We start from the raw sequence: 26,468 nt of genomic DNA, 5'->3' as shown, positions 1-26,468 counted from the left end.
CTCTTTTTTATTCTTTTGTTTTTCCTATGATAGCCTGCTGACATATATCATTGTATCTTGTATCTCTTTTTCTTTTTTCTATAACAACGATTCCGTCATAGTAATGAATAGAGTAGGCTGAGTCAGTAAAATTATTTGGATATAAATCATCTTCTTCTGTAGCCCAATATGCATTAAGTGAATCTATTAAATTTTTTGTATATTCTATAAACGAATTAGGATTTTTATATCCGCCTCCAAAGTTAGGCCAATATGAAGTATAAACATCTTCGCATAAATAAATACCATCTTCTGTTACATGTTCATACATTTCTTCAAATGTTGTAATTTGCTGATTCATTCTATGTCCGCCGTCATCTATTAAAATATCTAATTTAGGAATTTGGCTTTTTACTTCTTTTAAGAATTCTCTGTCATCTTGAGAACCTATAAATATTTTTATATTTTCCTGTTCAAATTGCTTACATTTAGGATTTTTATCTATAGCGTATATATTAACATTAGCTTCTGGATTATTATTTCTGAAATATTCTCTCCACATCTTTACAGCTCCGCCGCTTCCAACTCCTATTTCCATCATATTAATATCTTTTCCTCTGTATTTTGAGAAATGTCTTTCATATATATCAAAAAAAGGTAAATGTTTGAAAATTGCTTCTCCTTTATTATTTAAAAAATAGTTATGCAAATCTGCTTTATCTTTATTATCAGAGTTTATAAGTATATCTCTTATTATTTCTAATTTTTTTTGATCTTCTTGACTGTCGCTTTTTACTAATAATAGGTTTTTATGTGTTTTTACTCTTAATTTTTTTATTTCAGATTTTTTACCTTTTTTCATTTCTATTCCTTGATTATTTTTTATAAAGCAAGATAAGTTTATACAACAAAATAGCAAATTGTCAAGGATTATATTTTATTGTATGTATTTAAAATTTTAGTATATTGAAAATATTTTTATATTTATTATTTGTTTGTGCGTAGATATAATTTTTTTGATTACTAAATATAGTTGTTTATCTGTATATTTTTCAAAGATTGTATTAAATAATTGCTTAAATTTTGAATTAAAAAAATTAAAAAATTTTGTATAAAATGAACAATGTTCAGTTAAAGTGCTATTTTTTTATAAATTTTTATGATTTTAGCTAAAAATATTATGAATTATTATGTTTTGATATTGTAAATTATTTTTTACATGTTAAAGTTTTTATATTATATTAAAATACTATTTTATTGGAGTTAATGACTTATGAAAAAGATAATACTTTCTATTTTGATGTTAGTATCTATTGCTTCAACATCATTTGCAATCGGAGGCGGTTTTGAGTTTATATTGAATGTTCCTGTTGGAATGAGTGTTGGTATTTATGATTATGATTTAACAGATTGGGCTGAAAATCAAGATATAATACAAGGAGGAGCATTACGTAATAAATTTGGAAGAAATAGCGGAATCGGTTTTGATATAGGAGTTACAGCTCAGCTTGGTTATATGATTAAATTTACTGATAGTATGGGTTTAAGTATACTTGGTGAAGTAGGTTATAGTCATGATACTTATTCTTATATAAGTAAACTTGATAAAAATATTTCTGAAATTTATTCTTTTGAAAGTATACAATTGGGTCTTCTTCCTAAATTTAATATTAAAAACTTTGCTATTGGTATAGGTGGAGGTATCAAAATTCCTTTAGCTGGTAATTACCGTTACAAAACAAGTTTAGGCAGTGTTGATACAAAGATTGATTCTGATTATATGAAAAGAACTTTTGAAAAAGCTGTTATACCATATTTAAAATTTACATTTGATTATTCTATATTCTTTACAGAAAAAACAGCATTTAATATAGGTTTATATTTAGGTTATGATTTCGGATTAGAACCTAATTTGTATGGTTTTAATGGTGCTGTAGATGGTAATAGATTAGTTATTGATGAAATTGCATATTCTAGTTTTGATGTTGGTTTACAATTAGGATTTAAATTCGGACCTAGTACAAAATAATATATTATAATTTAATTAAATAATAAAGAAATGTCTCATTTAATTTTGGGTCATTTCTTTTTTGTTTTTTATAAAAAATAATTTTATTAATTAATGAGGTATTTATGGATAATATTATAAAACTTTCTAATGATAATCAGAAAAAAGCATTTGATATTATAAAAGAACTTGATATTGAAAATGCTTTTAAGTCTATTAATGCAAGAGTTAATTTAGTAGGTTCATTAAAAATGGGACTTTTAATGAAAAATAAAGATATAGATTTTCATGTATATACTTCTGAACTTGATATAGAAAAAAGTTTTTATGCAATATCAAAAATATCATCTAATAAAAAAATAAATAATGTAACTTATACTAATTTAATAGAAACAGATGAGCATTGTATAGAATGGCATTTATACTATAAAGATACTGATACTTGGCAAATAGATATTATACATATATTAGAAGATTCATATTATGATGGGTATTTTGAAAAAGTAGCTGATAATATAATGAACTCTCTAACAGAGGAAAGACGTAATATAATATTAAAACTTAAATATGAAACTCCTGATGACATGAAAATAATGGGAATAGAGTATTATAAAGCAGTTCTAAAAGATAATATTCAAACATTCGATGAGTTTATCAAATGGAGAGATAAACAAATATTTAATGGCATAATAGAATTTTAATTATATTCTAAAAATAAAGGCTGTAATCATATTTAAAAAAGCATATAAGAAAACATAGTCAATATACTTTGATTTTATATATTTTATATTTTCTATAAAGTATATTATAGGTACAAATCCTAAAGTAAATGAAGAATAAAAATAATGAGGTCTTCCTCCGCCTGCAATACCGCCTATCATATAAAACACTATAGTAGAGACTATATATACCATATAGAAAAATAATAAATCTTTTAATGCATTTGTTTTTTTATCATCATCTGTTATCATTTTTTTTGTAAAGAAATGTTTATAAGTATAAATTAATGCAGTCAATGCAAATACAAATGATAATATATAGAATATAAAAGTAAAAATATATAAAGGATTATTTCCAAAGTATGCATTTATTATATCTTTTATTCCATTTGCGTATTTATTTCCAGCTTCATTAGTGGTAAATAGAAGTATAGAATAAATTTGAGGGGGCTGTATTACATAATGGCTTCCTAATTCTGATTTTCTTCCCAATATTTTTGATAAGCTTTCAAAATTATTTTGGAATTGATATATTAAATAAGGTAAATATGTAAGAAATGATATAAATACACCAATAGATAATGGTATTATATTTTTTTTAGTGTCTTTTTTCCATCTTATTATTAAGAAAACTATTAAAGAAGGTATTATAGAAAAGAAATTAGAAAAATGACATTGTGCTGATAATGCTAATATAGGAAATAACAAAACAGCATATATAAATTTTTTTTCATTATACAAATATTCATAAAGTATAGGCAGAAATATAAATGATAATATAAAAGGATTATGAGGATTATATATATTATTTCCAGCTTTTAGAAAATATACATTAACTGACATAAGCATTAACATGATACTAAATGTTGTAAGAGAAAATCTTTTATAAAGCCAAATAAAAAATATAATACTTATTAATATAGAAGTTATTAAATTAACAAGTCTTGCTCCTTCATAAGTTTGTCCTCCAATTAAATATTTAATCATATATGTTAAATAAAAATATCCTCCTGGTACCCTTGAATCTTCTTCACTATCATAAGTTTCAGGAGTATTTAAAAATGCACCTTCAATAGGAAATCTTTTTTCTTTTATATGTTTTTCTGTTTGATAAAATTGATATTGTTCATCTAATCTTGGAGGCTCGCCAATAATTGTTTTATTATATATATGAAACCTTAAAAATATTGCAATGATAATAGCAGCTATTGAAAATATTATTAATAACTTTTTATTATTTATATTTAACATTTTTTATCCTTGTAAACATTTTCCTTTTTTGAAATATTAAATTTTGAAAGTATATAAACAATACCTATTAAAAATCGTAAGAAATACATTGATAAAGAATAAATAGGGTGTAATAATAGTTTTTTCCATTTTCCTTTTTCTATATATACACCAATGTATCGATAAAACATTCCAAATTGCTTTTTTGTGGTCTCATCATATCCCCATTTTTTGAAGTAGTTATCAAAGTTTGAGGCATAATAACTTTTCTTTATTATATATTGTTTTAATGTGTGATTTTCATGATGATATAGAGGAGATTTTATTATGTCAACTTTTCCTATTTCTTTAATACGTCTGTCTATGTCCCAATCTTCTGTACCATTTAAATTTAAGTCAAAACAGCCTATTTTTATGAATGCTTCTCTTCTAAAAAAACGTACCGCATCTATTACAGTTGCATCATAAAAAGAACGTTCAAAACTTCTTACCTTATTAAAAAAACTATTTCCGTAAATTTTTTCTGGTATATATATAGCTTGTACATCTTTATTGTTTTCAAAAATTTCTAAACATTCTGTAATAACATTTTCTGATAAAGTCATATCAACATCTAAGAATCCTATTATTTCTCCGCTTGACATTTCAGCACCATAATTTCTTTGAGCAGAACGTTCAGGACCTTTTATAAAAGTTTTAGCCCCTAATTCTTTTGCTATTTCTACTGTTTTGTCAGTTGAATTATTATCTACCAATATTATTTCTGTATATTTATAATTTGAGTTTTTTACTGCATTTATACAATCAGCAATAAAATTCTCTGAGTTTTTAGTTGTGATTATTATACTTACCATTTATTTACCATTTTTTATATGATTTTTAAATACTAACTTATAATAAAAAAAATAACAATAGAATGATATAAAAAAACTTAAATACTTATATATTGATTGTTTTAATCTAAGTAATATAATTTAAAATAGGGTAGATTCATTATATAAAAAAATAACATTTATAATAAATAAAAAGCATAAGCTATAAATTAATATAACTTATGCTTCTATTGTTTTTATTTAATTATTATTTATTTTTTAGGTTCTTCTTTAGGAAGAATAACATTCAATATAATAGCAGTACAAGTAGCTATAACAACAGGGCTACTTCCAAATACTGTTTTAACCCAAGTAGGAAAAGTATCTAAAGCACCAGCAACTTGAACAGTACCCATACCTAAAGCAACAGCAAGACCAACTATTAAAGTATTTCTAGGGCCCATATTTTCAGTGAATACTAATTTAATACCAGTCATAGCTATAGATGCGAATACCATTATAGTAGCACCGCCTAATACACAAGAAGGTATAGTAGTAAGTAAAGCAGAGAATTTAGGGAATAAACCAGCTATTAATATTATAATAGCAGCAATTAAGAATACTATTCTGTTTATAACTTTAGTAGTAGCAACTATACCAACGTTCTGACTGTAAGTAGCAGTAGGCAAACAACCAAATACAGATGCTAATATATTAGTTATACCATAAGCAGTAATACCGCATTTTAATTCTTTATCGCTAGGCATTCTTCCCATACCGCCTGAAGTAGTAGCAGAAAAGTCTCCTATAGCTTGAACAGAGTTAACAGCAAATAAAAGAGCAATAGCTATACAAGCAGAAGGATCAAATATTATACCGAAAGGTAATAATTTAGGAGCTTGGAAAATACCAGCATTAGCAACACTTGTAAAATTAATCATACCGAAGAAAAATGCTGCTATATAACCAACTATTAATCCCATAAGTATAGAAGCCAATTTTAAGAAACCTTTAGTGAACTGATTGAATATTATAACAGCAATAAGAGTTATAAATGCAACAGCCCAATACTGCCAAGAACCGAAAGGAACAACTTCACCATTTATTTTGTATAAAGTGCTTCCGCCAGCCATATATCTAACAGCAGTTGGATATAAAGAAAGACCTACGGTAAATACTACAGTACCAGCAATCAAAGGCGGAAATAATTTTCTGATTTTTTCTACAGCCAAACCAAATATAAAAGCAACTATACCGCCTATTACTTGAGCACCCAAAATAATAGCAATACCTTGAGTTCCAAGACCAGCACCTTCAGGACCTCTAGCTATAGACTGCATAGTAGATACATAAGCAAAACTAACACCAATAATCATAGGAAGTCTTGCACCTATATGATATCCTTTAGTAATAGGTATTGGAAAAATCATTATAATTGTAGATATAGCAGAAAATACTAAAGATGATTGAACTAACAATATTTGTTCAGGACTACCGCTCTTTAAACCTGCTGCAGATGATACTATAAGGGCAGGAGTTACACAACCAACAATCATAGCTACTACGTGCTGAATAGCTAGAGGGAATGCCTGAGACATTTTAGGCACGCCTTCATAGCTAAACAGTAAATCATCTGATTTTTTTTCATTTGTACTCATATACTTCCCCATTAAATTAAAATGTTTTTTATTTAAATTAATAAATTATTTTTTACAGATATCCTCTATAAAATACTTTATTAAATTTAAAGCACATTGTTTTCTATACAATGCAGTTGATCTAGCACTATTTCTAGGCTTCATAATAGCAGCGTATACTTCTTGTATAGAATTAATGTTATTTTTCCAATCATCAATATTTGAAGATGCAAATTTTTCTTCTATAGATTCATCTCTTGTAACTGTAACACCTAATGTACAGAAACTTATTTTAAATCTATATTTGTCATTTTCTTTAAGAGCTAAGGCACACATAGCTAATTTAGAAAGAGCATTAGCTTTTCTTGTACCTATTTTTCTATAGAAAGAATATTCATAATTTTTCTTAGGTATTATTACATGAGTAAGTATTTCATCATTTTTTATTGTAGTTTTACTTACACCAGTAATAAAATCTTTTATTTTTATGTCTCTTTGAGAATCTTTACTTTTTAATCTTAAAACAGTATCCATAGCATATAAAGAAGGTAAGCTGTCAGCAGAAGGGGAGGCATTGCATATATTTCCGCCTATAGTGGCTATATTTCTTATTGGAGGACCTGCTATTCCAGATGCACTTTCTTTTAATACTTGAGGAGTTAAATCAGATTTTATTATCTCATCAAATGTTGTTGCTGCTCCAATGATGATATTATTTTCATCTTCTTTAATTCCTTTTAATTCATTGATAGAATTGATGAATACTACAGGTTTTTCAAATTTAGCTATTAAATTACTTCCCCTTAAGTATTCAACCATTAAATCTGTACCGCCAGCAAAAACTATTGCATCATGCTTTGATTTTAAATCCAAAGCTTCATCTATATTTTTAGCTATAAAAGTTTCTACCATAATTTTTTGCCCTCCTTAGAAGCTATATCAGAAGCTCTTAATACAGCATTAACTATATGGTCATATCCTGTACATCTGCATAGATTTCCAGATAATCCCTTTCTAACTTCTTCTTCTGTAGGTTTACCATTAGTATCTCTTAGTATAACCTCAGATGACATTACCATACCAGGTATACAAAAACCGCATTGAACAGCACCTTCATCTAAAAAAGACTGAACTACAACTTTTCCTCTTTCAGTTTCTGTATATCCTTCTATAGTCATAACTTCTTTTCCTTCGCATAAAGCTATAGGAACTAAACAAGAGTTAACTACTTTTCCATCTAAAAATACTGCACAAGCACCACATTCACCTTCTCCGCATCCTTCTTTAGTGCCTGTAAGTTTTAATTCATCTCTTATAAAATCTATTAATCTAGTTAAAGGATTTAATTCTGTAGTAACTTTTTTTCCATTAACAGTAAAATTTATAGCCATTATAATACCTCCACTATATTTTCAGGTAAAATAGGTATGCTTGTGAAATGGTGTTTTAAAGCACTTTCCATAGCAGAAGCATAAGCACTAGCAGCACCATCAAAAGTTATTTCACCTATACCTTTAGCACCTAATGGACCATATTGATATGGTTCACCCATTATACAAGTTTTTATTTCAGGCAAATCCAAAGAAGTAGGAATCATATAATCAGACATTTTTACTTGAAGGAATTTTCCGTCTTTATTTACTAATTTTTCTAAAGCTCCCCAACCAAGTGCCTGAGCAACTCCACCTTTTATTTGACCTTCTACTATCTTTTCATCTATAGGATATCCGCAGTCAAATACAGCCCATACTCCTACAATTTTTACTTCTAATGTAACCTTGTCTACTTCTACTTCAACAACATTGATTCCAAGTCCGTAACTAGGATAAGCATCTCCTCTTAAAGTAGTAGTATCCCAATCAATTAAATGAGTAGGGTGTTTATAATCTTCTGTGATTTCTATTTCATCAGCTTCATTCCATCTTTCTTTTAATTTTTTAGAAGCTTCCTGTATTAAATATCCTACTATCATAACAGAACGTGAAGCTACAGTAGGGCCAGTATTAGGAACTACATCTGTATCGTATTCTGCTATTTCAACATCTTCTAATGGAATATTTAAATTGTATGATGCTATTTTTCTGAAAGTAGTATGTAAACCTTGACCAATTTCTGTATTTGAAGTTAGTATAGTTACTTTTTTACCCTTTTTCTTTAATTTTAATTTAGCTTTTATTATATCTCTTTCACCGCTTCCAGTAAAAGCACAACCATGCAAGAAACAAGATATTCCTATTCCTTTATACATAGAATTCTTGTATTCTTTAGATTTTCTTTCATAGTCAGATTCTTTTAATGCCCAATCCAACATTTTAGGAAGTATTATATTATCATGGAATATACCGCCTGTTACTGTAGGGTCATTTTGTTTTATGAAATATTTTCTTTTTAATTCTATAGGATCAACACCTATTTTATTTGCAATATTATCCATAGTTCTTTCTATAGCAAATATTGCCTGAGGTCCGCCAAATCCTCTGAAAGCACAGCTAGGTACATTGTTTGTAGCATATAATCTTCCTAATACTCTTACATTAGGGAAATTATATACATTAGCAGCAGTATATGTACATCTTTGCATTATAACTCTTGAGCTAGCTTCATAAGCACCAGCGTCCATATCAGATACTACATCAAGAGCAATGATATTATTATTTTCATCAAGAGCAACTTTAGTAGTTATTTGAGCAGGCTGTCTTTTTACACTGTAAGCCATGTCAAATTGTCTGTCTAATATAAGTTTTACAGTTTTTTTAGCTTTATGTGTTGCAACGGCTACTACAGCAGAAACAATATCAGGATAATGTTCCTTACCGCCGAAACCTCCTCCTATAGGCGGAGCTACTATTCTTAAATTGTCATCTTCTACACCAAGAACAGGAGCAGTTGCTTTACGTACATAATATGGACATTGTGTAGATGAATAAATTGATACTTTATCATTTTCCCATACACCTACAGCACCATTAACTTCCATATATAAATGTTCTTGATATGGTGTATGATAAGTTTCTTCTATTACAGTTTTTGCTTTTTTGAATGCTTCATCTACATCACCATATCCAGCTTTGAATGATACGAATATGTTGTCATTATTAACTATAGGGCCGCCTAATAATTTTTTAGAATCTTCAATATTTAACACTACAGGCAAATCTTCGTATTCTATAGTTATTTTTTCAGCAATGTCATAAACTATATTTTTATCAGGGCCTACAACTAATAATATTGTCTCTCCAATATACCTTACAGTATCTTCAGCAAATGGAGGCCAATCAGATACTACCATGGTAGTCATATTTTTACCAGGTACATCTTTGTGATCAACAGTAAAATAACCTTCAGGCAATTCAGGAATATTAATCTTTAATATTTTAGCTCTGGCTTTGGTAGAATAAACTATTTTTGCATATAGAACATCTTTTCCAAAGTCTATATCGTTTAAATACTTTGTTTTTCCTGTTAATTTACCTAAAGCATCTACTCTTGGAACTGAGTTTTTTAATTCTTTAATAAAAGTTTCCATGTATACAATCCTTATAAACTAAATACTCAAAACACCATTTATGCATTATAATCTTCCGGCTTACTTTCTTTATCAGCAGGAAATATAAGATTTGCTACAATAGATATAATACAAGTTGCAGAAACAGTGTCATGAAATATGAATTTTATATAACTTGGAAGACTAGCAATTGCATCTTGATGATTTGCTATTCCAAGACCCAAAGCAAAAGTAATTCCCATTACTACTATGTTGCGTTCACTAAAACCAGCTTTAGCTATCATTTTTATACCATTAATTAAAATCATAGCGAATACTGTTATTATAGAACCTCCTAACACGGAACTAGGTATAGCTGAGAATATGGCACCTAATTTAGGGAAGAAACCGCATAACATTAAAACAAAAGCACCAGTTGCTATACAGAATTTATTAACAACTTTAGTCATAGATACTATACCTGCATTTTGACCGAAAGCAGTATTTGGAAGACAATTAAAAAATGCTGCAGTTGTAGAACCTAAAGCATCTGCCAATATAGCACCAGAAGTTTCTTTTTCTGTAGCTTCTCTGTCGAAACCTGCTATAGTTATACCAGAAGTATTACCTATAGTTTCCAAACCGGAAGTTATATAAAGAACAGCGAAACTTAATATAGCAGAGAAAGAAAATTCTATTTTGAAATGCATTGGTAGAGGCAATCTAAACCAAGATGCTTCAGATATAGGCTGAGTATTAACCATACCTAAACATGCAGAAACTATATATCCTATAATAAGACCTATCAATATAGCTGAATTTTTAATTATTCCTTTACCGAATTTCTGAAGTATAATAATAATGAATAAAGATAAAAAACCCATTGCTAAATTTTTAGGAGAACCATAATCAGGAGAACCGACCCCGCCAGCGAAGTAACCAACTCCTACATTAAGCAAACTTACTCCTATAGTTACAAGCGTACATCCTACAACCAAAGGCGGGAAGAATTTACGTATGTATTTATAGAAAAAACCCATTATAACTTCTGTTAAGCTTCCTACCATAGCACCGCCTAAAACCATTCCTATTCCACCCATAGAAGCAACGGTTTGAGCAGTTGGTACGAAAGCAAAAGAAGTACCCATAACTATTGGAAGGTTAGCACCGATTTGTCTGTTTTTACCTAATTTTATAGGATAAAGCTGAATAAAAGTTGTAAGTCCTGATACAAACATAGCACATTGTACCATTACAACAGTGTCAGCACCAGACAAACCGCATACACCAGCAATAATCAATATAGGAGCTAAGTTTGAAGTGAACATTGCCATTACATGCTGCATGCCTAGAGGAAGTGCAACAGCTATGCTAGGACGGCCTTCAAGTTGATAAACTAATTGTGAATTAGATTTATTCCCTTCCATTATGATCCTCCTTTTTTATTTAAATTATATTTTTTACTATTATATATATTATAGTAAATATAATTTTTTATTTCACTACTTTAGTACCAGTTTTTCCATTTATAGCATCTTTAGCTTTTTCAAGTAAAGTAATCATAGCTTCTTTTCCAGTAGCTTCAACAAATTGCATACAAGCTTGTACTTTTGGAAGCATAGAACCAGGAGCGAATTGACCATCATCACAATGTTTTTTAGCTTCTTCTAAAGTCATAGAATCAAGCCATTTAACATCAGGTTTTCCAAAGTTAATAGCAACTTTTTCTACAGCAGTTAAAATTATAAGCATATCAGCATTAAGCTCTTTAGCAAGTACTGAAGCAGCAAAGTCTTTATCTATAACAGCAGGCATACCTTTTAAGTGATTACCTATTCTTATTACCGGTATTCCGCCGCCGCCGCAGCAAATTACTAATGCTTTTTCATTAAGCATAGCATTGATTGCAGTACTTTCAGCTATAGCAACAGGTTTAGGAGAAGCAACAACTCTTCTGTATCCTCTTCCTGCATCTTCTTTTACATTCCAGCCTAATTCTTTAGCTTTTGCTTCGCCTTCTTCTTTAGTCATAAACTGACCTATAGGTTTTGTAGGATTTTTGAAAGCTGGGTCATTTTCATCAACCACTACTTGTGTAATTAATGTAGCTATTGGCGGAACAGTAATATTTCTATTAGAGAATTCTTCCATAATAGCATTCTGTAAGTCATAACCAATATAAGCCTGACTCATAGCAACACATACTGATAAAGGTATAGGGTTTCCAGTATTATGATTATTAGTATATTCATTCATAGCATTGTTGATGAAACCTACTTGAGGTCCATTACCATGAGCTACTATTACTTCACATCCGCTTTCTACTAAATCTACTATATTTTTAGCAGTTATTTTTACTGCTTTCATTTGCTCAGCAAGAGTATCACCTAAAGCATTACCGCCTAAAGCAATTACAATTCTTTTTTTATTTTCCATTTTTATATCCTTAGATAAAATTATATTTCATTATTATATATAATAAGTTCTTTTTTTCACAATATTAAAGATATAAAATGGTAAGCACTATTTATAAAATAGATACTTACCACTAAATTATTTTAATTTATTAGCAACCAAATACTCTTGGTTTTCCTTCTGAAGCTAATTTGCTTAATATAGCTTGAGGATCTCTGAATTTAGATAAGAAGATCATAGCAGCTATAACATAAGGTTTGTAGCTAGCTTGTTTGTAAAGAGGTACTCTATATCTGTCAAATACAGAAGCAGCAACTTCACCATCTTTACAGCTAACATCATTAATATCAGCAGGTAAGCAGTGTAAGTATAATGCTTTACCGTCTTTAGTTTTCTTCATTTTTTCTTCAGTACAGCACCAGTCTTTGTGGTTAGCGTTTTGAGCTAATAATCTTTGTTCAAGTTCTTTTATGCCGTTAGTGTCGCCTTTACCATAAAGTTCTGTTCTCTCTTGCATAGCAGCAAATGGAGCCCAAGATTTAGGATAAACAACGTCAGCATTTTCAAAAGCTTCGTCCATATCATTAGTGATAGTTAATTTAACGCCAGCAGCTTCAGCATTTTTCTTAGCAATAGCTTCAACTTCAGGCATAAGTTCATAACCTTTTGGATAAGCTAAAGCAACATCCATACCTAATCTAGTGAATAAACCAGCAGCACCTTGAGGTACAGAAAGAGGTTTACCGTAAGAAGGTGAATAAGCCCAAGTCATAGCAACTTTTTTACCTTTTAAGTTTTCTAATCCGCCTAATTCGTGGATGAAGTGTAAAGAGTCAGCCATCATTTGAGTTGGATGGTCTCTGTCACACTGTAAGTTAACTAGAGTAGGGATTTGCTCTAATATACCGTCATTATAACCTTGTCTTACAGACTCAGAAACTTCTTTCATGTATTCGTGACCTTTACCAATGTACATGTCATCTCTAATACCAATAACATCAGCCATGAAAGATACCATGTTAGCAGTTTCTCTAACTGTTTCACCATGAGCTATTTGGCTTTTACCTTCATCTAAGTCTTGTACTTCTAAACCTAAAAGGTTACAAGCTGAAGCGAAAGAGAAACGAGTTCTAGTAGAGTTATCTCTGAATAAAGAAATACCTAAACCAGAATCAAAAACTTTAGTAGAAATATTGCTTTCTCTTAAGAATCTTAAAGCGTCTGCAACTGTCCAAACTGCTTGTAATTCATCAAAAGTTTTGTCCCAAGTTAGGAAAAAGTCATTTTTATACATTTTGCCAAATTCAAGACTATCAAGTTTTGAAATGTATTTTTGTATACCCATATTTTAAACTCCTTAAATTTTTTAGTATTTATAGTTTTTTTATAGTATTGATTATTTATTAGCACAATAAATAGTAGGTACAGCAGCATATAAAGCAGCACATACAACTAAATCTTGTTTCCAAGTAATTTCGTTAGGAGCATGAGCTTGAGCTTCAGCACCAGGTCCGAAACCTATACAAGGTATTCCGTTTCTTCCCATTATAGATACACCGTTAGTAGAGAATGTCCATTTATCAGTAAGAGGACGAGCTTTTCTAGCTTTATCTATTTCTGGAGTAGCACCTATTCTTTCAGTACCATATAAGCCTTTGTAAGCTTCTTCTAAAGCTTTAGTTACAGCATGGTCTTCAGGAATTACCCAAGTAGGGAAGTAACATTCTATTGGATAAACTAAACCTTTCCAAGATGGTCTTTCATAATTGTACATAGATACTTCAGCACCATATTTTTTAACGTTAGGAAGGTTTCTGATTTCTTCTAAGCAGCTTTCCCAAGTTTCGCCAGCTGTCATTCTTCTGTCTAATGAAATAGAACAAGAGTCAGCTACAGCACATCTGCTTGGAGAAGTGTAGAAAATTTGAGAAACTGTTACAGTACCTCTGCCTAAGAAGTTAGCTTCTTTGTATTGAGGATTGTATTTTTCTTCTAACATTTTTACTAAGCCTTTGATTTCTGTAGAATCTTTAGCATCGTTTTCGTTAAGGCTTCTGATATCTTGAAGTATGTCAGCCATTTTGTAAATAGCGTTGTCACCTCTTTCTGGAGCAGAACCGTGACAAGAAATACCTTTAACATCTACTCTTATTTCCATTCTACCTCTTTGACCTCTATAGATACCACCATCAGTAGGTTCAGTAGAAATTACGAATTCAGGTTTAATTTTGCTTTCTTTACAAATGTATTCCCAGCATAAACCATCGCAGTCTTCTTCTTGTACAGTACCAACAACAACAACTTGGTATTTGTCGCTTAAAAGACCTAAATCTTTCATTATTTTAGCACCATAAACACCAGAAACTATACCTCCTTCTTGGTCAGAAGTACCTCTACCACCGATTTCGATGTCGTTTTCATAACCTTCATAAGGGTCAAATTTCCAGTTGTCTTTGTTACCTATACCAACTGTGTCTATATGAGCATCGATACCTATTAAAGTTTTACCAGTACCCATATAACCTAAAACGTTACCCATAGGATCGATATCTACTTTATCAAATCCTACTTTGTTCATTTCTTCAGCTATTCTTTTGATTACGCCTTCTTCTTCACAAGATTCACTAGGAATTCTAATTAAATCTCTTAAGAATTTAGTCATATCAGCTCTATAGCCTTCTGCTTTTGCTTTTATTTGTTCAAATTGTTCTTTTGAAATAGCACTCATTTTTTATTCTCCCTAAAAAATTTATATATATATTTTTTATTATCTTTCTTTTGCTTCCCAAATGATATTTTTCCATCTTATAGGATCAGTATCACCTTCTGTGCTGAATAATAATACTTTAGAATTAGAGTCTAATTTTAATTGTTTTCTTAATTCAGCATATTCATCATTAAGCATAATAGTAGCTAATGCACCGAAAGGAGCAGCTCCAGATTCTCCAGATACTACTTGAGGATCGCCTTTTAAAGGAGCGGATAACATTCTCATACCTCTAGCAGCAACTGAATCTTCAGCAGCTATAAAACAATTAGCATGGTTTTTAAGTATATCCCAAGAAGTGATATTTGGCTCACCGCAAGCAAGTCCTGCCATTATAGTGTTTAAATCACCTTCTACTATTCTTATTTTACCATCTCCAGCAACAGCACCTTTGTATAAACAAGCAGCAGCATCAGCTTCTACTACAACCATTATAGGAGGATTATCTTTATATTTGTTAGAGAAATATCCAACCATAGCACCAGCTAAAGAACCAACACCAGCTTGTACGAATACATGTGTAGGTCTTTCTCCGAATTGTTCATCAGCTTCTAAAGCCATAGTACCATAACCTTGCATAATCCAAGCAGGTATTTCTTCGTAACCTTCCCAAGCAGTATCTTGTACAACTACTCCGTTAGGTACTTTTGCAGCTTCTGCAGCAGCTTTTCTAACACATTCATCATAGTTGTATTCTTCTATTGTAGCTGTAGCACCTTCAGCTTGAATATTTTTTAATCTAGTTTCTGTTGAACCTTTAGGCATAAAAATTACTGATTTTTGTCCTAATTTATTAGCAGCCCAAGCAACACCTCTACCATGGTTACCATCTGTAGCAGAGAAGAATGTAGCTTGACCGAATTCATCTTTTAATTTTTGTGAAGTTAATACATCGTAAGGGAATTCGCTTACATCTTTACCCATTTTCTGTGCTATATATCTAGCCATAGAGTAAGAACCACCTAAAACTTTAAAAGCATTAAGACCAAATCTGTATGATTCATCTTTTACTTTTATAGTTCCTAAACCTAAATATTTTGCCATTTCTTTTAATTCAGATAATGGTGTTTGTGTATATTGAGGGAAACTTTGGTGGAAAGCTTTCGCTTTTTTTACTTCCTCAATAGACATAATTGGTAAATTTTTATCATCTGTTTTAGGCATCTTATTTTCAGCCCATTTAAGCTCACTCATTTATATCCTCCTTTTTTGAATCTATATAATTATATAGAGTGAATTTACTTATTCCAAAATGATTAGAAACTTTATCTCCTGATTTTGTTATTAAAAATACTCCAGAATCATTTAAAAAATTAATTGCTCTTATTTTCTCATCTTTATTCATTATACTTGCTGGTTTTCCAATTAATTCTTCGCTTCTTATTATTAATTTTTCCATAAGTTCTTGTGCACTATTTGGTATTTCTTCAAATTTTGATTTATTCTCTGTTTGTAATAGAGTTTCTAAATCGCTTTTAAATGGTATAAAATTTGTTATATCAAAATTTATAGATAGTATATATTTATACTTACCATTAATATCTTTTATAAAAACAGTAGAAGATTTCAATATCTTACCATTTGATGCTTTAGTAAGATAAGACAAGTGATCAACTATAGGTTCTCCTTTTTTTATTTTTTCTATAGTTTTTATTACAATATTTGAAGAACCTTCTCCTGCTTTTCTTCCTGTAATACCACCATTAATTATAAAAATAATGGTATGATCTAAATCATCTTCTTTTAACTCATGAATACAAACTTCGCAATTATTACCAAATTGTCTTGCTATTCCATGTGCTACACTAACTAATGTTTCTAGTATTATATTAGAACTCATAACCGTCCTGAAAATATTGTAATATGAATTATATCCGTTTAATGATATGCCTATAGTATACTAATTTTTTTTTAGATTTTCAAGAAATAATCTAAATTTTTTTTGAAAATTCGTTGACAAATGAACTTTTTTTAATATCCTATTAAAATGTATAAAAAATATAATCTTATTAAAAATATATAATTTTAGGAGGCAGCTTATGCTATTAATAGGGGGAGGAAAATTAATCACTAGAGATGCTAGTAAACCATTTATAGAAGACGGTGCAGTTCTTTGTGATGGCAGATTAATTAAAGAAATAGGTACAACTTCAGATTTGAAGGCAAAATATAAAGACGCTGAATATATTGATGCTAAAGGCGGTATTATCATGCCTGCATTCATCAATGTTCATGAACATATTTATTCTGCTATGGCTAGAGGCTTTAGTATTAATGGTTATAATCCTAAAGGCTTTTTAGAAATATTAGATGGTATGTGGTGGACTATAGATAGAAATCTTACTTTAGAACAAACTAAACAAAGTGCTATGGCTACTTATATAGAATCAATTAAAAGCGGTGTTACTACAGTATTTGACCACCATGCTAGTTTCGGTCATATCGAAGGTTCTTTATTTGCTATAGAAGAAGCTGCTAAAACTATGGGTGTTCGTTCTTGTTTATGTTATGAAGTTTCTGACAGAGACGGAGAGGCTAAATCTAAAGCTTCAGTTAAAGAAAACCTTGATTTTATTAAACATGCTATGGCTGATAAAACTGATATGATTAAAGGTATGATGGGAATGCATGCTTCTTTCACAATTTCAGATAAAACTATGGAAGCTTGTATGAAAGATTTACCAGAAGGTATAGGCTGCCATATTCACGTTGCTGAAGGTATAGAAGATTTACATGCTTGTTTGAAAGAACATGGCAAAAGAATAGTTGACAGACTTTATGATTTCAAAGTTTTAGGACCTCAAACTATATTAGTACACTGTATATATATTAATCCTCATGAAATGGATTTAATTAAAGATACAGATACTATGACTTCTCATAACCCAGAATCAAATATGGGTAATGCTTGCGGATGTCCTCCTACAATGGAATTAATGAAAAAAGGTATATTAACAGGCTTAGGTACTGACGGATATACTCATGATATGACAGAATCATACAAAGTTGCTAATGTTCTTCATAAACATAGTCTTTGTGATCCTAATGCTGCTTGGGGTGAATTACCTACAATGTTATTTGAAAACAATGCTAAAATAGCTAACCGTTATTTTGAAACTCCTCTTGGCGTACTTAAAGAGGGAGCTGCTGCTGATGTTATAATTATGGATTACAAAAATTATACAGAATTAAGCGATAAAAATATCAATGGACATATATTATTTGGTATGAACGGCGGACATGTTAATACTACTATTTGTAATGGTGAAGTATTAATGAGAGACAGAAAACTTACTAAAATTGATGAAGAAGCTGCTTATGCTAAAATAAGAGAAGAATCTGCTAAACTTTGGAAACAGATTAATAAATAATAGATAATTATACAAATGATAATAAACTCTTTATGAATATATATTAAACAATGGGTTTGTATAGCCCATTGTTTAATTATTAAAAGAAGAAAATTAAAGTTTTTGTTCTATATTATAGAATAAATTAAATTTATAGAATTTTTGATTAATAAAAATAAATACAGTAAAATTAATTTGGAGGATTATATATGAGTGATGTAATGACACCCATTCCTTTTGGAAATATTATGAACTGGATTTTAGAAGAAAAAAAATCTGGTAAGGTGTTTGGTGTTTCTAGAGCATTTAAAGCTGACAAATCTAAATATTATGAAATTTTCGGCAGAAAATTAGAAACTCCTATAGGACCAGCTGCAGGACCTCATACTCAGTTGGCTCAAAATATAATAGCTGCTTACTATACAGGAAGCAGATTCTTTGAACTTAAAACAGTTCAGAAAATGGACGGTGAAGAATTAAGCAAATGCGTTGCTAAACCTTGTATTACAGCTAATGATGAATGTTATAACTGTGAATGGTCTACAGAACTTTATGTTCCACAAGCTTTTGATGAATATGTTAAGGCTTGGGTTGCTTTAAAAGTAATTGCTAAAGAATGGGATTTAGGAGATATGGACGGTTTTCAGTTCAATATGTCTGTTGGTTATGATTATGAAGGCATTAAAACTGAAAAAATAGATAATTTCATCGAAGGCATGAAAGATGCTTCTAATACTCCTATTTTCAAAGAATGTAAACAATGGTTATCTGATAATATTGATAGATTTACTAATTTCAAAAAAGAAGATATTGATAAAATTAATGCTGATATTTGTAATTCTGCTACTTTATCAACACTTCATGGTTGTCCTCCTACAGAAATAGAAAAAATTGCTTCTTATTTAATCACTGAAAAAAAATTAAATACTTTTGTTAAATGTAACCCAACTTTATTAGGTTATGAATATGCTAGAAAAACTTTAAATGAAATGGGTTATGATTATATATCATTTACTGATTTCCACTTTAATGATGACTTGCAGTATAGCGATGCTGTTCCAATGCTTCAAAGACTTCAAAAATTAGCTGCTGACAATTCATTATCATTTGGTGTAAAAATCACTAATACATTCCCTGTAGATGTTAAACAAAAAGAATTGCCATCTGAAGAGATGTATATGTCTGGTAAATCTTTATTCCCACTTTCTATGACAGTAGCTTCAAGACTAAGTAAAGATTTTGATGGCGGTTTAAGAATATCATATTCAGGCGGATGTGATTATTTCAATATTAATGATGTTATAGATGCTGGAATTTGGCCTGTAACTATGGCTACTACTTTCTTAAAAAACGGCGGTTATCAGAGAGGAGAGCAAATAGCTAAAAATCTTCCTGCTCCTAAAGCATTTACTAAAGTAGATGTAGCTAAAGCTGAACAAATCGTTGAATGGGGGAAGAAAAGCAAACATCATGTAAAACCAATCAAGCCTCTTGCAAGCAGAAAAGTTAATAAAAAAGTACCTTTAGTTGACTGTTTTATAGCTCCTTGTATGGAAACTTGTCCTATACATCAAGACCTTACTACTTATATAAGACTTAATTATCAGGGCAAATATGATGAGGCTTTCAAAGTTATTATAGAGAAAAACGCACTTCCATTTGCTACTGGTATATTATGTCCTCATACTTGTATGGATAAATGTACTAGACAATTCTATGAAGAACCAGTAAGCATAAGAGCTTGCAAATTAGAAGCTGCTAGAGCTGGTTATGATAAAGTTATAAATACTTTAAAACCTGCTGCTTCTATAGGTAAAAAAGCTGGTGTTATAGGTGCTGGTCCTGCTGGTCTTTCTGCTGCTTTCTTCTTGGCTCGTGCTGGAGTAGAAGTTACAGTATTCGATAAAAGAGAAAAAGCTGGCGGTGTAGTTGCTAATATTATACCTAATTTCAGAATAACTGCTGAAGAAATAGGAAATGATGTTAATTTATGCAAACAAATGGGTGTTAAATTTGAATTAGGCAAAGAAATTAAAGATATAAAAGAATTTGCTAAAAATTATGACTATACAGTTGTTTGTATAGGTGCTCATAAAAATATGCCTTTAAAACTTGAAGCTGGCGAATCTATGAATGCTCTTAAATTCTTAGAAGAATTCAATAAAACTAATGGTAATGTTGAATTAGGCGAAAATGTAGTAGTAATCGGAGGCGGTAACACTGCTATGGATGCTGCTCGTGCTGCTAAGAAAAATAAAGGCGTTAAAAATGTTAGATTAGTTTATAGAAGAACTAAGAGATATATGCCTGCATTAGAAGAAGAATTAAAAGAAGCTTTAGAAGATGGTGTTGAGTTTATGGAATTACTTGCACCTGTTAAAGTAGAAAATGGTAAACTTCTATGCAAAAAAATGGAATTATCTGACTTCGATGAAAAAGGCAGAAGAAACGTTGTTGAAACTAATGAAACAGTAGAAGTTCCTGCTAATACTGTTATAGCTTCTATAGGTGAACAAATTGAATCTGACTTCTATAAATCTAATGGTATAGATGTTGATGATAAAGGTAAGCCAAAATGCAATGCTAATAATGAATCATCTATCAAAAATGTTTATGTTGCTGGTGATGGTTTATATGGTGCTGCTACTATAGTTGAAGCTATAAGAGATGCTAAAGTTGTTGCTGAAGCTATATTAGGAAAAGCTATTGCTCCTAATTTGCCTTCTGTTTCAACTGAAGAAATAGTTTATGGTAAAAAAGGTAATTTGAAAGAAGTATCAAAAGATCCAGAAGCTACTAGATGTTTAAGCTGTGATTATATTTGTGAAAGCTGTACAGAAGTTTGTCCTAACAGAGCTAATGTATCTATTAAAGTTGATGGAGGAGCTAAAATATCACAAATTATACACGTTGATTATATGTGTAATGAATGCGGTAACTGTGCTACTTTCTGTCCTTATGATTCAGCACCTTACAAAGATAAGTTTACATTATTTGCTACTGAAGAAGATATGAAAAATTCTAAAAATGATGGTTTCTTATTCTTAGATAAAGAAGGAAATGCTAAATTAAGAATCGATGGTAAAGAAGAATCTTATAAAGCTGGTACTTCTAAAAACTTTAATGGTGTTTATAGTATAGTTGATACTGTATTTAATAATTATAAATATTTAATATTAAAATAATTCCATCATTATTATATTATATGACATAACAATGAATTTTATAATTCATTGTTATGTTTGTTTTTATTATTTATATATTCATAGGAGGAGTTTATATGGGAGAGAGCGTTAATATTGTTATTAATGGCAAGGAAATGAGCTTTGATTCTGATAGAAAGCTAATGGACGTTCTTAGAAATGACTGTAAGTGTAAGTCAGTAAAAGACGGCTGTTCAGAAGGAGCTTGCGGAACTTGTACTGTTTTAATAGATGGTAAACCTACTAAAGCATGCGTACAAACTATAGGAAAACTTCAAGGTAAAAGTGTTCAAACTATAGAAGGTTTCACTCAAAGAGAAAAAGATGTTTATTCTTATGCTTTTGCTGTTTGCGGTGCCGTTCAATGCGGATTCTGTATACCTGGTATGGTTGTTTGTGCTAAAGGTTTAATTGATAAAAATAATAATCCTACAAGACTTGAAATTGTTGCTGCTATAAGAAATAATATCTGCAGATGTACAGGTTATAAAAAAATCATTGATGCTATAGAATTAGCAGCTAAAATGATTAGAGAAAATATTGATGTAAAAGAATACAAAGGTAAAGTAAAATTAGGCGATAGAAATATTGTAAGAGTTGATGCTAAAGAAAAAGCACTTGGTATTGGCGAATATTGTGATGATGTTGAAATAGATGGTATGCTTTATGGTGTTGCTGTAAGAACTAAATACCCTAGAGCTAAAATATTGAAAATAGATATAAGCGAGGCAAAAGCTTTAAAAGGTGTTGTTGATGTAATAACTGCTAAAGATTTGCCTGGCGCTAAAAAAATCGGTCATATATTCCATGACTGGGACGTATTAATCGGAGAAGGCGAAACTACAAGATTTATAGCTGACGGTTTAGCTTTAATCGTTGCTGAAGATGAAGCTACTGCTAAAAAAGCTAGAGATTTAGTAAAAATAGAATATGAAGAATTACCATTGGTAAGAAATCCTGAAGAAGCTATGAAAGAAGGATCTCCTTTAGTTCATGAAGATAGAGAAAGCAATTTACTTACTCATGAAAGATTAGTTAAAGGAAATGCTGATGAAGTAATAGCTAAATCTAAATATAAAGTTACTAGACATTATGAACTTCCTTGGACAGAGCATGCTTTCTTAGAAGCTGAAGTTGCTGTTGCTATGCCTTTCAATGAAGATGGTATATTTGTATATTCAAGCGATCAAAGCGTTTATGATACAAAAAGAGAAGTTGCTATGGCTTTAGGTATAGATGCTGATAAAGTTGTAGTAGAAAATAAATATGTAGGCGGCGGATTCGGCGGTAAAGAGGATATGAGTGTTCAGCATTATGCTGCTATAATGGCATACAGAACAAAAAGACCAGTTAAATTCAAACTTACAAGACAAGAAAGTATTTACTGGCACCCAAAACGTCACCCTATGAGCATAGATATGACTACAGCTTGTGATGAAAATGGTATACTTACAGCTATGAAAGCTACTTTAGTAACTGATGCTGGTGCTTATGCTTCATTATCTGGTCCAGTACTTCAAAGAGCTTGTACTCATGCTGCTGGCCCTTATAATTATCAAGTTATAGATATAGACGGAAAATCAATTTATACTAATAACCCTCCTACTGGACCATTCAGAGGATTTGGTGTTCCTCAATCATGTTTTGCTACAGAAATGAATATAAACTTATTAGCTGAAATGTGCGGTTTGGATCCTTGGGAAATAAGATATAGAAATGCTATACGTCCAGGTCAAGTACTTCCTAACTATCAAATAGCTGATGAAGCTACTGGACTTGTTGAAACATTAGAAGCTGTTAAAGATGTATTCTATAATAATAAATATGTAGGTATAGCTTGTTCTTTGAAAAACTCTGGTGTAGGTGTTGGACTTCCTGATACAGGCAGAGTACGTTTAGTTGTAGAAAATGGAAAAGTACATGTATATTCTGCTGCTTCTTGTATAGGACAAGGTGTTGCTACTGTACTTTATCAAATAGTTGGAGAAACTCTTGATTTAGATGATGACAAAATAATTGTTCATAATCCTAATACTGCAACTTCTCCAGATTCTGGTACTACTTCTGGTTCAAGACAAACACTTATTACAGGTGAAGCTTGTAAGAGAGCTTGTGAAGAACTTAAAAAAGAAATTGATGCTGGAAAATCATTAAACGATTTAGAAGGAAAAGAATTCCATGGTGAATGGCTAACTATAACAGATAAAATGGGAGTTGATAAACCTCACCCTGTTTCTCACGTTGCTTATAGTTATGCTACTCAAGTATGCGTACTTAATGAAGACGGTACTATAAATAAAGTTGTTGCTGCACATGATATAGGTAAGGCAATCAACCCTATAGCTTTGGAAGGTCAAATTGAAGGCGGTGTTGTTATGTCTTTAGGTTATGCTTTGACAGAGAAATTCCCGCTTGAAAATTGTGTTCCTAAAGTTAAATTCGGTACTTTAGGTTTATTCAGAGCTGATAAAACTCCAGATGTTGAATCTATTATTATAGAGAAACCTGGTATACCTTATGGTTATGGTGCTACAGGTATAGGAGAAATTTCAAGTATACCTACTGCTCCTGCTGTTGCTGCTGCTTATTATAAGTTAAACGGTGAGTTCCAAACAGAACTACCACTTAAAAATACTCCTTATTCAAAATAATTTATTATGAGTTTGTTTAACGATGAACTTGTAATTGTAAGAGGAGCTGGTGATTTAGCTACAGGTGTTGTGTATTCCTTATATAAAGCTTATTTAAAGATCATTATATTGGAAACACAATACCCCTCTTCTATTAGAAGAAAGGTTTCATTATCTGAAGCCGTTTATGATGGTGAAAGCAAAGTTGAGGATATTGAAGCTGTTTTAGTAAAAAGCTATGAAGAAGCTCTTAATATAATTGCAAATAAAAATTATACAAAGATTCCTATTCTTATAGATCCTAATTGTGATATACTAAAAAATATAAAACCAACATTTTTAATTGATGCTATAATTGCTAAAAAAAATCTTGGTACTAATAAATCTATGGCTAAATATACTATAGCATTAGGACCCGGTTTTACTGCTGGTAAAGACTGTGATATTGTTATAGAAACTATGCGTGGACATAATCTCGGAAGAATGTATTTAGAAGGGGAAGCTATACCTAATACAGGAATTCCCGGTAATATAGGCGGTAAAGAAGCTGAAAGAGTAATTCATGCAAGTTCTGACGGCATTATTGAAAACGTAAAAAATATAGGTGATTTTGTCAAAGAAAAAGAAGTTATAGCATATATAAACAACAACAATGAAAAAATAGAAGTGCTTGCTACTTTTGATGGGCTTTTAAGAGGCATTATAAAAGATGGTTTTAAAGTTCATAAGGGTTTGAAAATAGCTGATATTGATCCTAGAAAATCTGAATATGATAATTGCTTTACTATTTCTGATAAGGCTAGAAATTTAGGCGGTTCTGTGCTTACTGCTATGATGTATTTATATAATAGATAATTAATTTTAGATTATACCTAAACAATTATATTTTGTTAATTTTGAGTTGTTTATAAATGTAATTTTGATTTATTAATAGTATAAAATATTATTAAGTTTTGTTTGAAATGTGAAGTAAAACCAAGATTTGTGTAAAAAATGCAGTCCTTTTGCTTCTTTGGGGCACCACCGAGTAGGTGCCTAATCGGCAAAAGAAGTGGGGGGCGGGGGCTAGTCCCCGAAAATAATAAAAATATAAAAAATAAAATTGACAAAATATAATTGTTTAGGTATATACTAAAGATTTTCTATTTTTAATAATTTTATGAATTTCTATATTAGACTTCGTATTTAATTATATTCATTCCTTTATAGATAGGGTAAAAGACTTTTTATATATTTTATTATAAGTTTATATATTTATATAAAAAACTTGTTAGTTTTTTTGTCTAGCAAATGATTATTTCCTATTAGAAACTCACAAGTTTTTGATTATAGGCTTTCTATTTCTTGTATACTCAAGCCTGTTAATTCACTGATAAGATTTAAATCCATATCTCTAGCTTTCATATTTTTTGCCATAGATATTGCTTTATTTTTTTCGCCTTGTTCTATGCCTTTTTCAAGACCTTCTTTAAGACCTTCTTCTCTCCCTTTTATTCTTTCTTCATTTAATGCCAATATATCAAAATAATTCTTCTCATATTCCGCATAATTTTCAAATAAATCTTTTGTATTTACAAATTTATTATATTCATCATAAACTTCTTTCATGATAGGATTTTTTTTAACTAACATTTCCATAATTTCCTCCATTTTTTCTCTTTTTTCTTTAATTGTTAAAAAATAAAACCAAGCATATAATTCATCCGTTAATCTAGAACTTGAAGATAAATATTTAGGAAGTTCTAGAAAATGCATTTCAAGATGATTAGTTAGTATATGATTTGTCTCAAGTTCTTTAATTACATAACAGCTATGCTCTTTGTTTATATCTTTTAACAAATTAAAGTCTAAAATATTAATTACTATTACCTGTTTCAAATCATTATATTTTTCATTATTTCTTAAATTAGATATATATCCTTTAGCCCAATAATATAAACTTCTATAAACAAAAGATTGATTTCCAACTCTTTGTATTTCTATTAATACAGTTTCACCGCTTTTGGTAACTGCCCTTACATCAACTATTGACTGCTTATCACTAATTGTTTCCTTCAGATTAAAAGTATTAAGTACTTTCACTTCCTCAAAAGGCTCTTGATTATAATCAACTCTTACAGCATTAATTAAATTTAATAAAATATGTTCATGTCCTTCTTTGGCAAACATATAACGCATGAAGTAATCATTTAAAACATTAATATTTCTCATAACTTTATTATACTAAATTAACT

At 30.2% G+C, this 26,468-nt stretch carries 20 protein-coding genes; 6 read left to right on the top strand and 14 right to left on the bottom strand.

Going from position 1 to position 26,468, the window contains the following annotated elements:
• Window positions 1-7 precede the first annotated feature (7 nt).
• Window positions 8-841 carry a class I SAM-dependent methyltransferase gene (locus R4K56_RS00805; protein ID WP_335771572.1) on the bottom strand — a complete coding sequence of 278 codons (834 nt, stop codon included), beginning with the start codon at window positions 839-841 and terminating at the stop codon, window positions 8-10.
• A 411-nt stretch (window positions 842-1,252) separates the two neighbouring features.
• Here R4K56_RS00805 and R4K56_RS00800 point away from each other — a divergent pair, with 411 nt between their 5' ends.
• Window positions 1,253-2,008 carry a hypothetical protein gene (locus R4K56_RS00800; protein WP_335771573.1) on the top strand — a complete coding sequence of 252 codons (756 nt, stop codon included), beginning with the start codon at window positions 1,253-1,255 and terminating at the stop codon, window positions 2,006-2,008.
• Window positions 2,009-2,112: 104 nt separating this feature from the next.
• Window positions 2,113-2,688: a phosphoglycerate mutase family protein gene (locus R4K56_RS00795; RefSeq protein WP_335771574.1), complete on the top strand. Its 576-nt coding sequence runs from the start codon at window positions 2,113-2,115 to the stop codon at window positions 2,686-2,688.
• Here R4K56_RS00795 and R4K56_RS00790 read toward each other — a convergent pair whose 3' ends face one another.
• From R4K56_RS00790 to R4K56_RS00735, 12 genes are all read right to left on the bottom strand, one after another.
• Window positions 2,689-3,957, bottom strand: a complete 1,269-nt coding sequence (locus tag R4K56_RS00790) for a hypothetical protein (protein WP_335771575.1) — start codon at window positions 3,955-3,957, stop codon at window positions 2,689-2,691. It lies immediately after the preceding gene.
• Window positions 3,951-4,790 (bottom strand): glycosyltransferase family 2 protein, encoded by an 840-nt coding sequence (locus R4K56_RS00785; RefSeq protein ID WP_335771576.1) that lies wholly within the window; start codon window positions 4,788-4,790, stop codon window positions 3,951-3,953. The genes R4K56_RS00790 and R4K56_RS00785 overlap by 7 nt, the downstream gene beginning before the upstream one ends.
• 230 nt (window positions 4,791-5,020) lie before the next feature.
• Window positions 5,021-6,406, bottom strand: a complete 1,386-nt coding sequence (locus R4K56_RS00780; protein ID WP_335770201.1) for a uracil-xanthine permease family protein — start codon at window positions 6,404-6,406, stop codon at window positions 5,021-5,023.
• 45 nt (window positions 6,407-6,451) lie between these two features.
• Complete coding sequence (locus tag R4K56_RS00775) at window positions 6,452-7,297, bottom strand: FAD binding domain-containing protein (protein WP_335771577.1); 846 nt, start codon at window positions 7,295-7,297, stop codon at window positions 6,452-6,454.
• Window positions 7,291-7,776 (bottom strand): (2Fe-2S)-binding protein, encoded by a 486-nt coding sequence (locus R4K56_RS00770; RefSeq protein WP_297299076.1) that lies wholly within the window; start codon window positions 7,774-7,776, stop codon window positions 7,291-7,293. The genes R4K56_RS00775 and R4K56_RS00770 overlap by 7 nt, the downstream gene beginning before the upstream one ends.
• Window positions 7,776-9,911, bottom strand: coding sequence for a xanthine dehydrogenase family protein molybdopterin-binding subunit (locus tag R4K56_RS00765; protein WP_335771578.1), 2,136 nt, complete (start codon window positions 9,909-9,911; stop codon window positions 7,776-7,778). The genes R4K56_RS00770 and R4K56_RS00765 overlap by 1 nt, the downstream gene beginning before the upstream one ends.
• Before the next feature lie 38 nt (window positions 9,912-9,949).
• A complete protein-coding gene (locus R4K56_RS00760; RefSeq protein WP_335757898.1) occupies window positions 9,950-11,296 on the bottom strand; it encodes a uracil-xanthine permease family protein in 1,347 nt (448 codons plus the stop codon).
• Between the two features lie 67 nt (window positions 11,297-11,363).
• A complete protein-coding gene (gene arcC / locus R4K56_RS00755; RefSeq protein WP_297299070.1) occupies window positions 11,364-12,305 on the bottom strand; it encodes a carbamate kinase in 942 nt (313 codons plus the stop codon).
• Window positions 12,306-12,435: 130 nt separating this feature from the next.
• Window positions 12,436-13,629, bottom strand: a complete 1,194-nt coding sequence (ygeW, locus tag R4K56_RS00750) for a knotted carbamoyltransferase YgeW (protein ID WP_297299068.1) — start codon at window positions 13,627-13,629, stop codon at window positions 12,436-12,438.
• A 51-nt stretch (window positions 13,630-13,680) separates the two neighbouring features.
• Window positions 13,681-15,012 carry a YgeY family selenium metabolism-linked hydrolase gene (locus tag R4K56_RS00745; RefSeq protein ID WP_335757900.1) on the bottom strand — a complete coding sequence of 444 codons (1,332 nt, stop codon included), beginning with the start codon at window positions 15,010-15,012 and terminating at the stop codon, window positions 13,681-13,683.
• Between the two features lie 39 nt (window positions 15,013-15,051).
• Window positions 15,052-16,245, bottom strand: coding sequence for a diaminopropionate ammonia-lyase (gene dpaL, locus R4K56_RS00740; RefSeq protein ID WP_297299064.1), 1,194 nt, complete (start codon window positions 16,243-16,245; stop codon window positions 15,052-15,054).
• Complete coding sequence (locus R4K56_RS00735) at window positions 16,238-16,891, bottom strand: helix-turn-helix transcriptional regulator (protein ID WP_335757902.1); 654 nt, start codon at window positions 16,889-16,891, stop codon at window positions 16,238-16,240. Before R4K56_RS00735 ends, dpaL begins: the two co-directional genes overlap by 8 nt.
• A 199-nt stretch (window positions 16,892-17,090) precedes the next feature.
• On the opposite strand from R4K56_RS00735, the gene ssnA reads away from it, so the two are divergent.
• The 4 genes from ssnA to yqeB all read left to right on the top strand — a co-directional run bounded on the left by ssnA (window position 17,091) and on the right by yqeB (window position 25,089).
• Window positions 17,091-18,422, top strand: coding sequence for a putative aminohydrolase SsnA (gene ssnA, locus R4K56_RS00730; RefSeq protein WP_335771579.1), 1,332 nt, complete (start codon window positions 17,091-17,093; stop codon window positions 18,420-18,422).
• A 188-nt stretch (window positions 18,423-18,610) separates the two neighbouring features.
• Window positions 18,611-21,586, top strand: a complete 2,976-nt coding sequence (gene ygfK / locus R4K56_RS00725) for a putative selenate reductase subunit YgfK (protein ID WP_335771580.1) — start codon at window positions 18,611-18,613, stop codon at window positions 21,584-21,586.
• 95 nt (window positions 21,587-21,681) lie between these two features.
• Window positions 21,682-24,255: a selenium-dependent xanthine dehydrogenase gene (gene xdh / locus R4K56_RS00720; protein WP_335757905.1), complete on the top strand. Its 2,574-nt coding sequence runs from the start codon at window positions 21,682-21,684 to the stop codon at window positions 24,253-24,255.
• A gap of 6 nt (window positions 24,256-24,261) precedes the next feature.
• Window positions 24,262-25,089, top strand: a complete 828-nt coding sequence (gene yqeB, locus R4K56_RS00715) for a selenium-dependent molybdenum cofactor biosynthesis protein YqeB (RefSeq protein WP_335757906.1) — start codon at window positions 24,262-24,264, stop codon at window positions 25,087-25,089.
• Between the two features lie 471 nt (window positions 25,090-25,560).
• Here the strand turns inward: yqeB and R4K56_RS00710 are convergent, their stop codons facing one another.
• Window positions 25,561-26,445 carry an Rpn family recombination-promoting nuclease/putative transposase gene (locus tag R4K56_RS00710; RefSeq protein ID WP_335786878.1) on the bottom strand — a complete coding sequence of 295 codons (885 nt, stop codon included), beginning with the start codon at window positions 26,443-26,445 and terminating at the stop codon, window positions 25,561-25,563.
• Between the last annotated feature and the right edge of the window lie 23 nt (window positions 26,446-26,468).

Origin of the sequence: Brachyspira pulli (assembly GCF_036997785.1) — a bacterium.
GTDB classification, from domain to species: Bacteria; Spirochaetota; Brachyspiria; order Brachyspirales; family Brachyspiraceae; genus Brachyspira; species Brachyspira pulli.
This window is presented reverse-complemented; position numbering and strand designations above follow the sequence as displayed.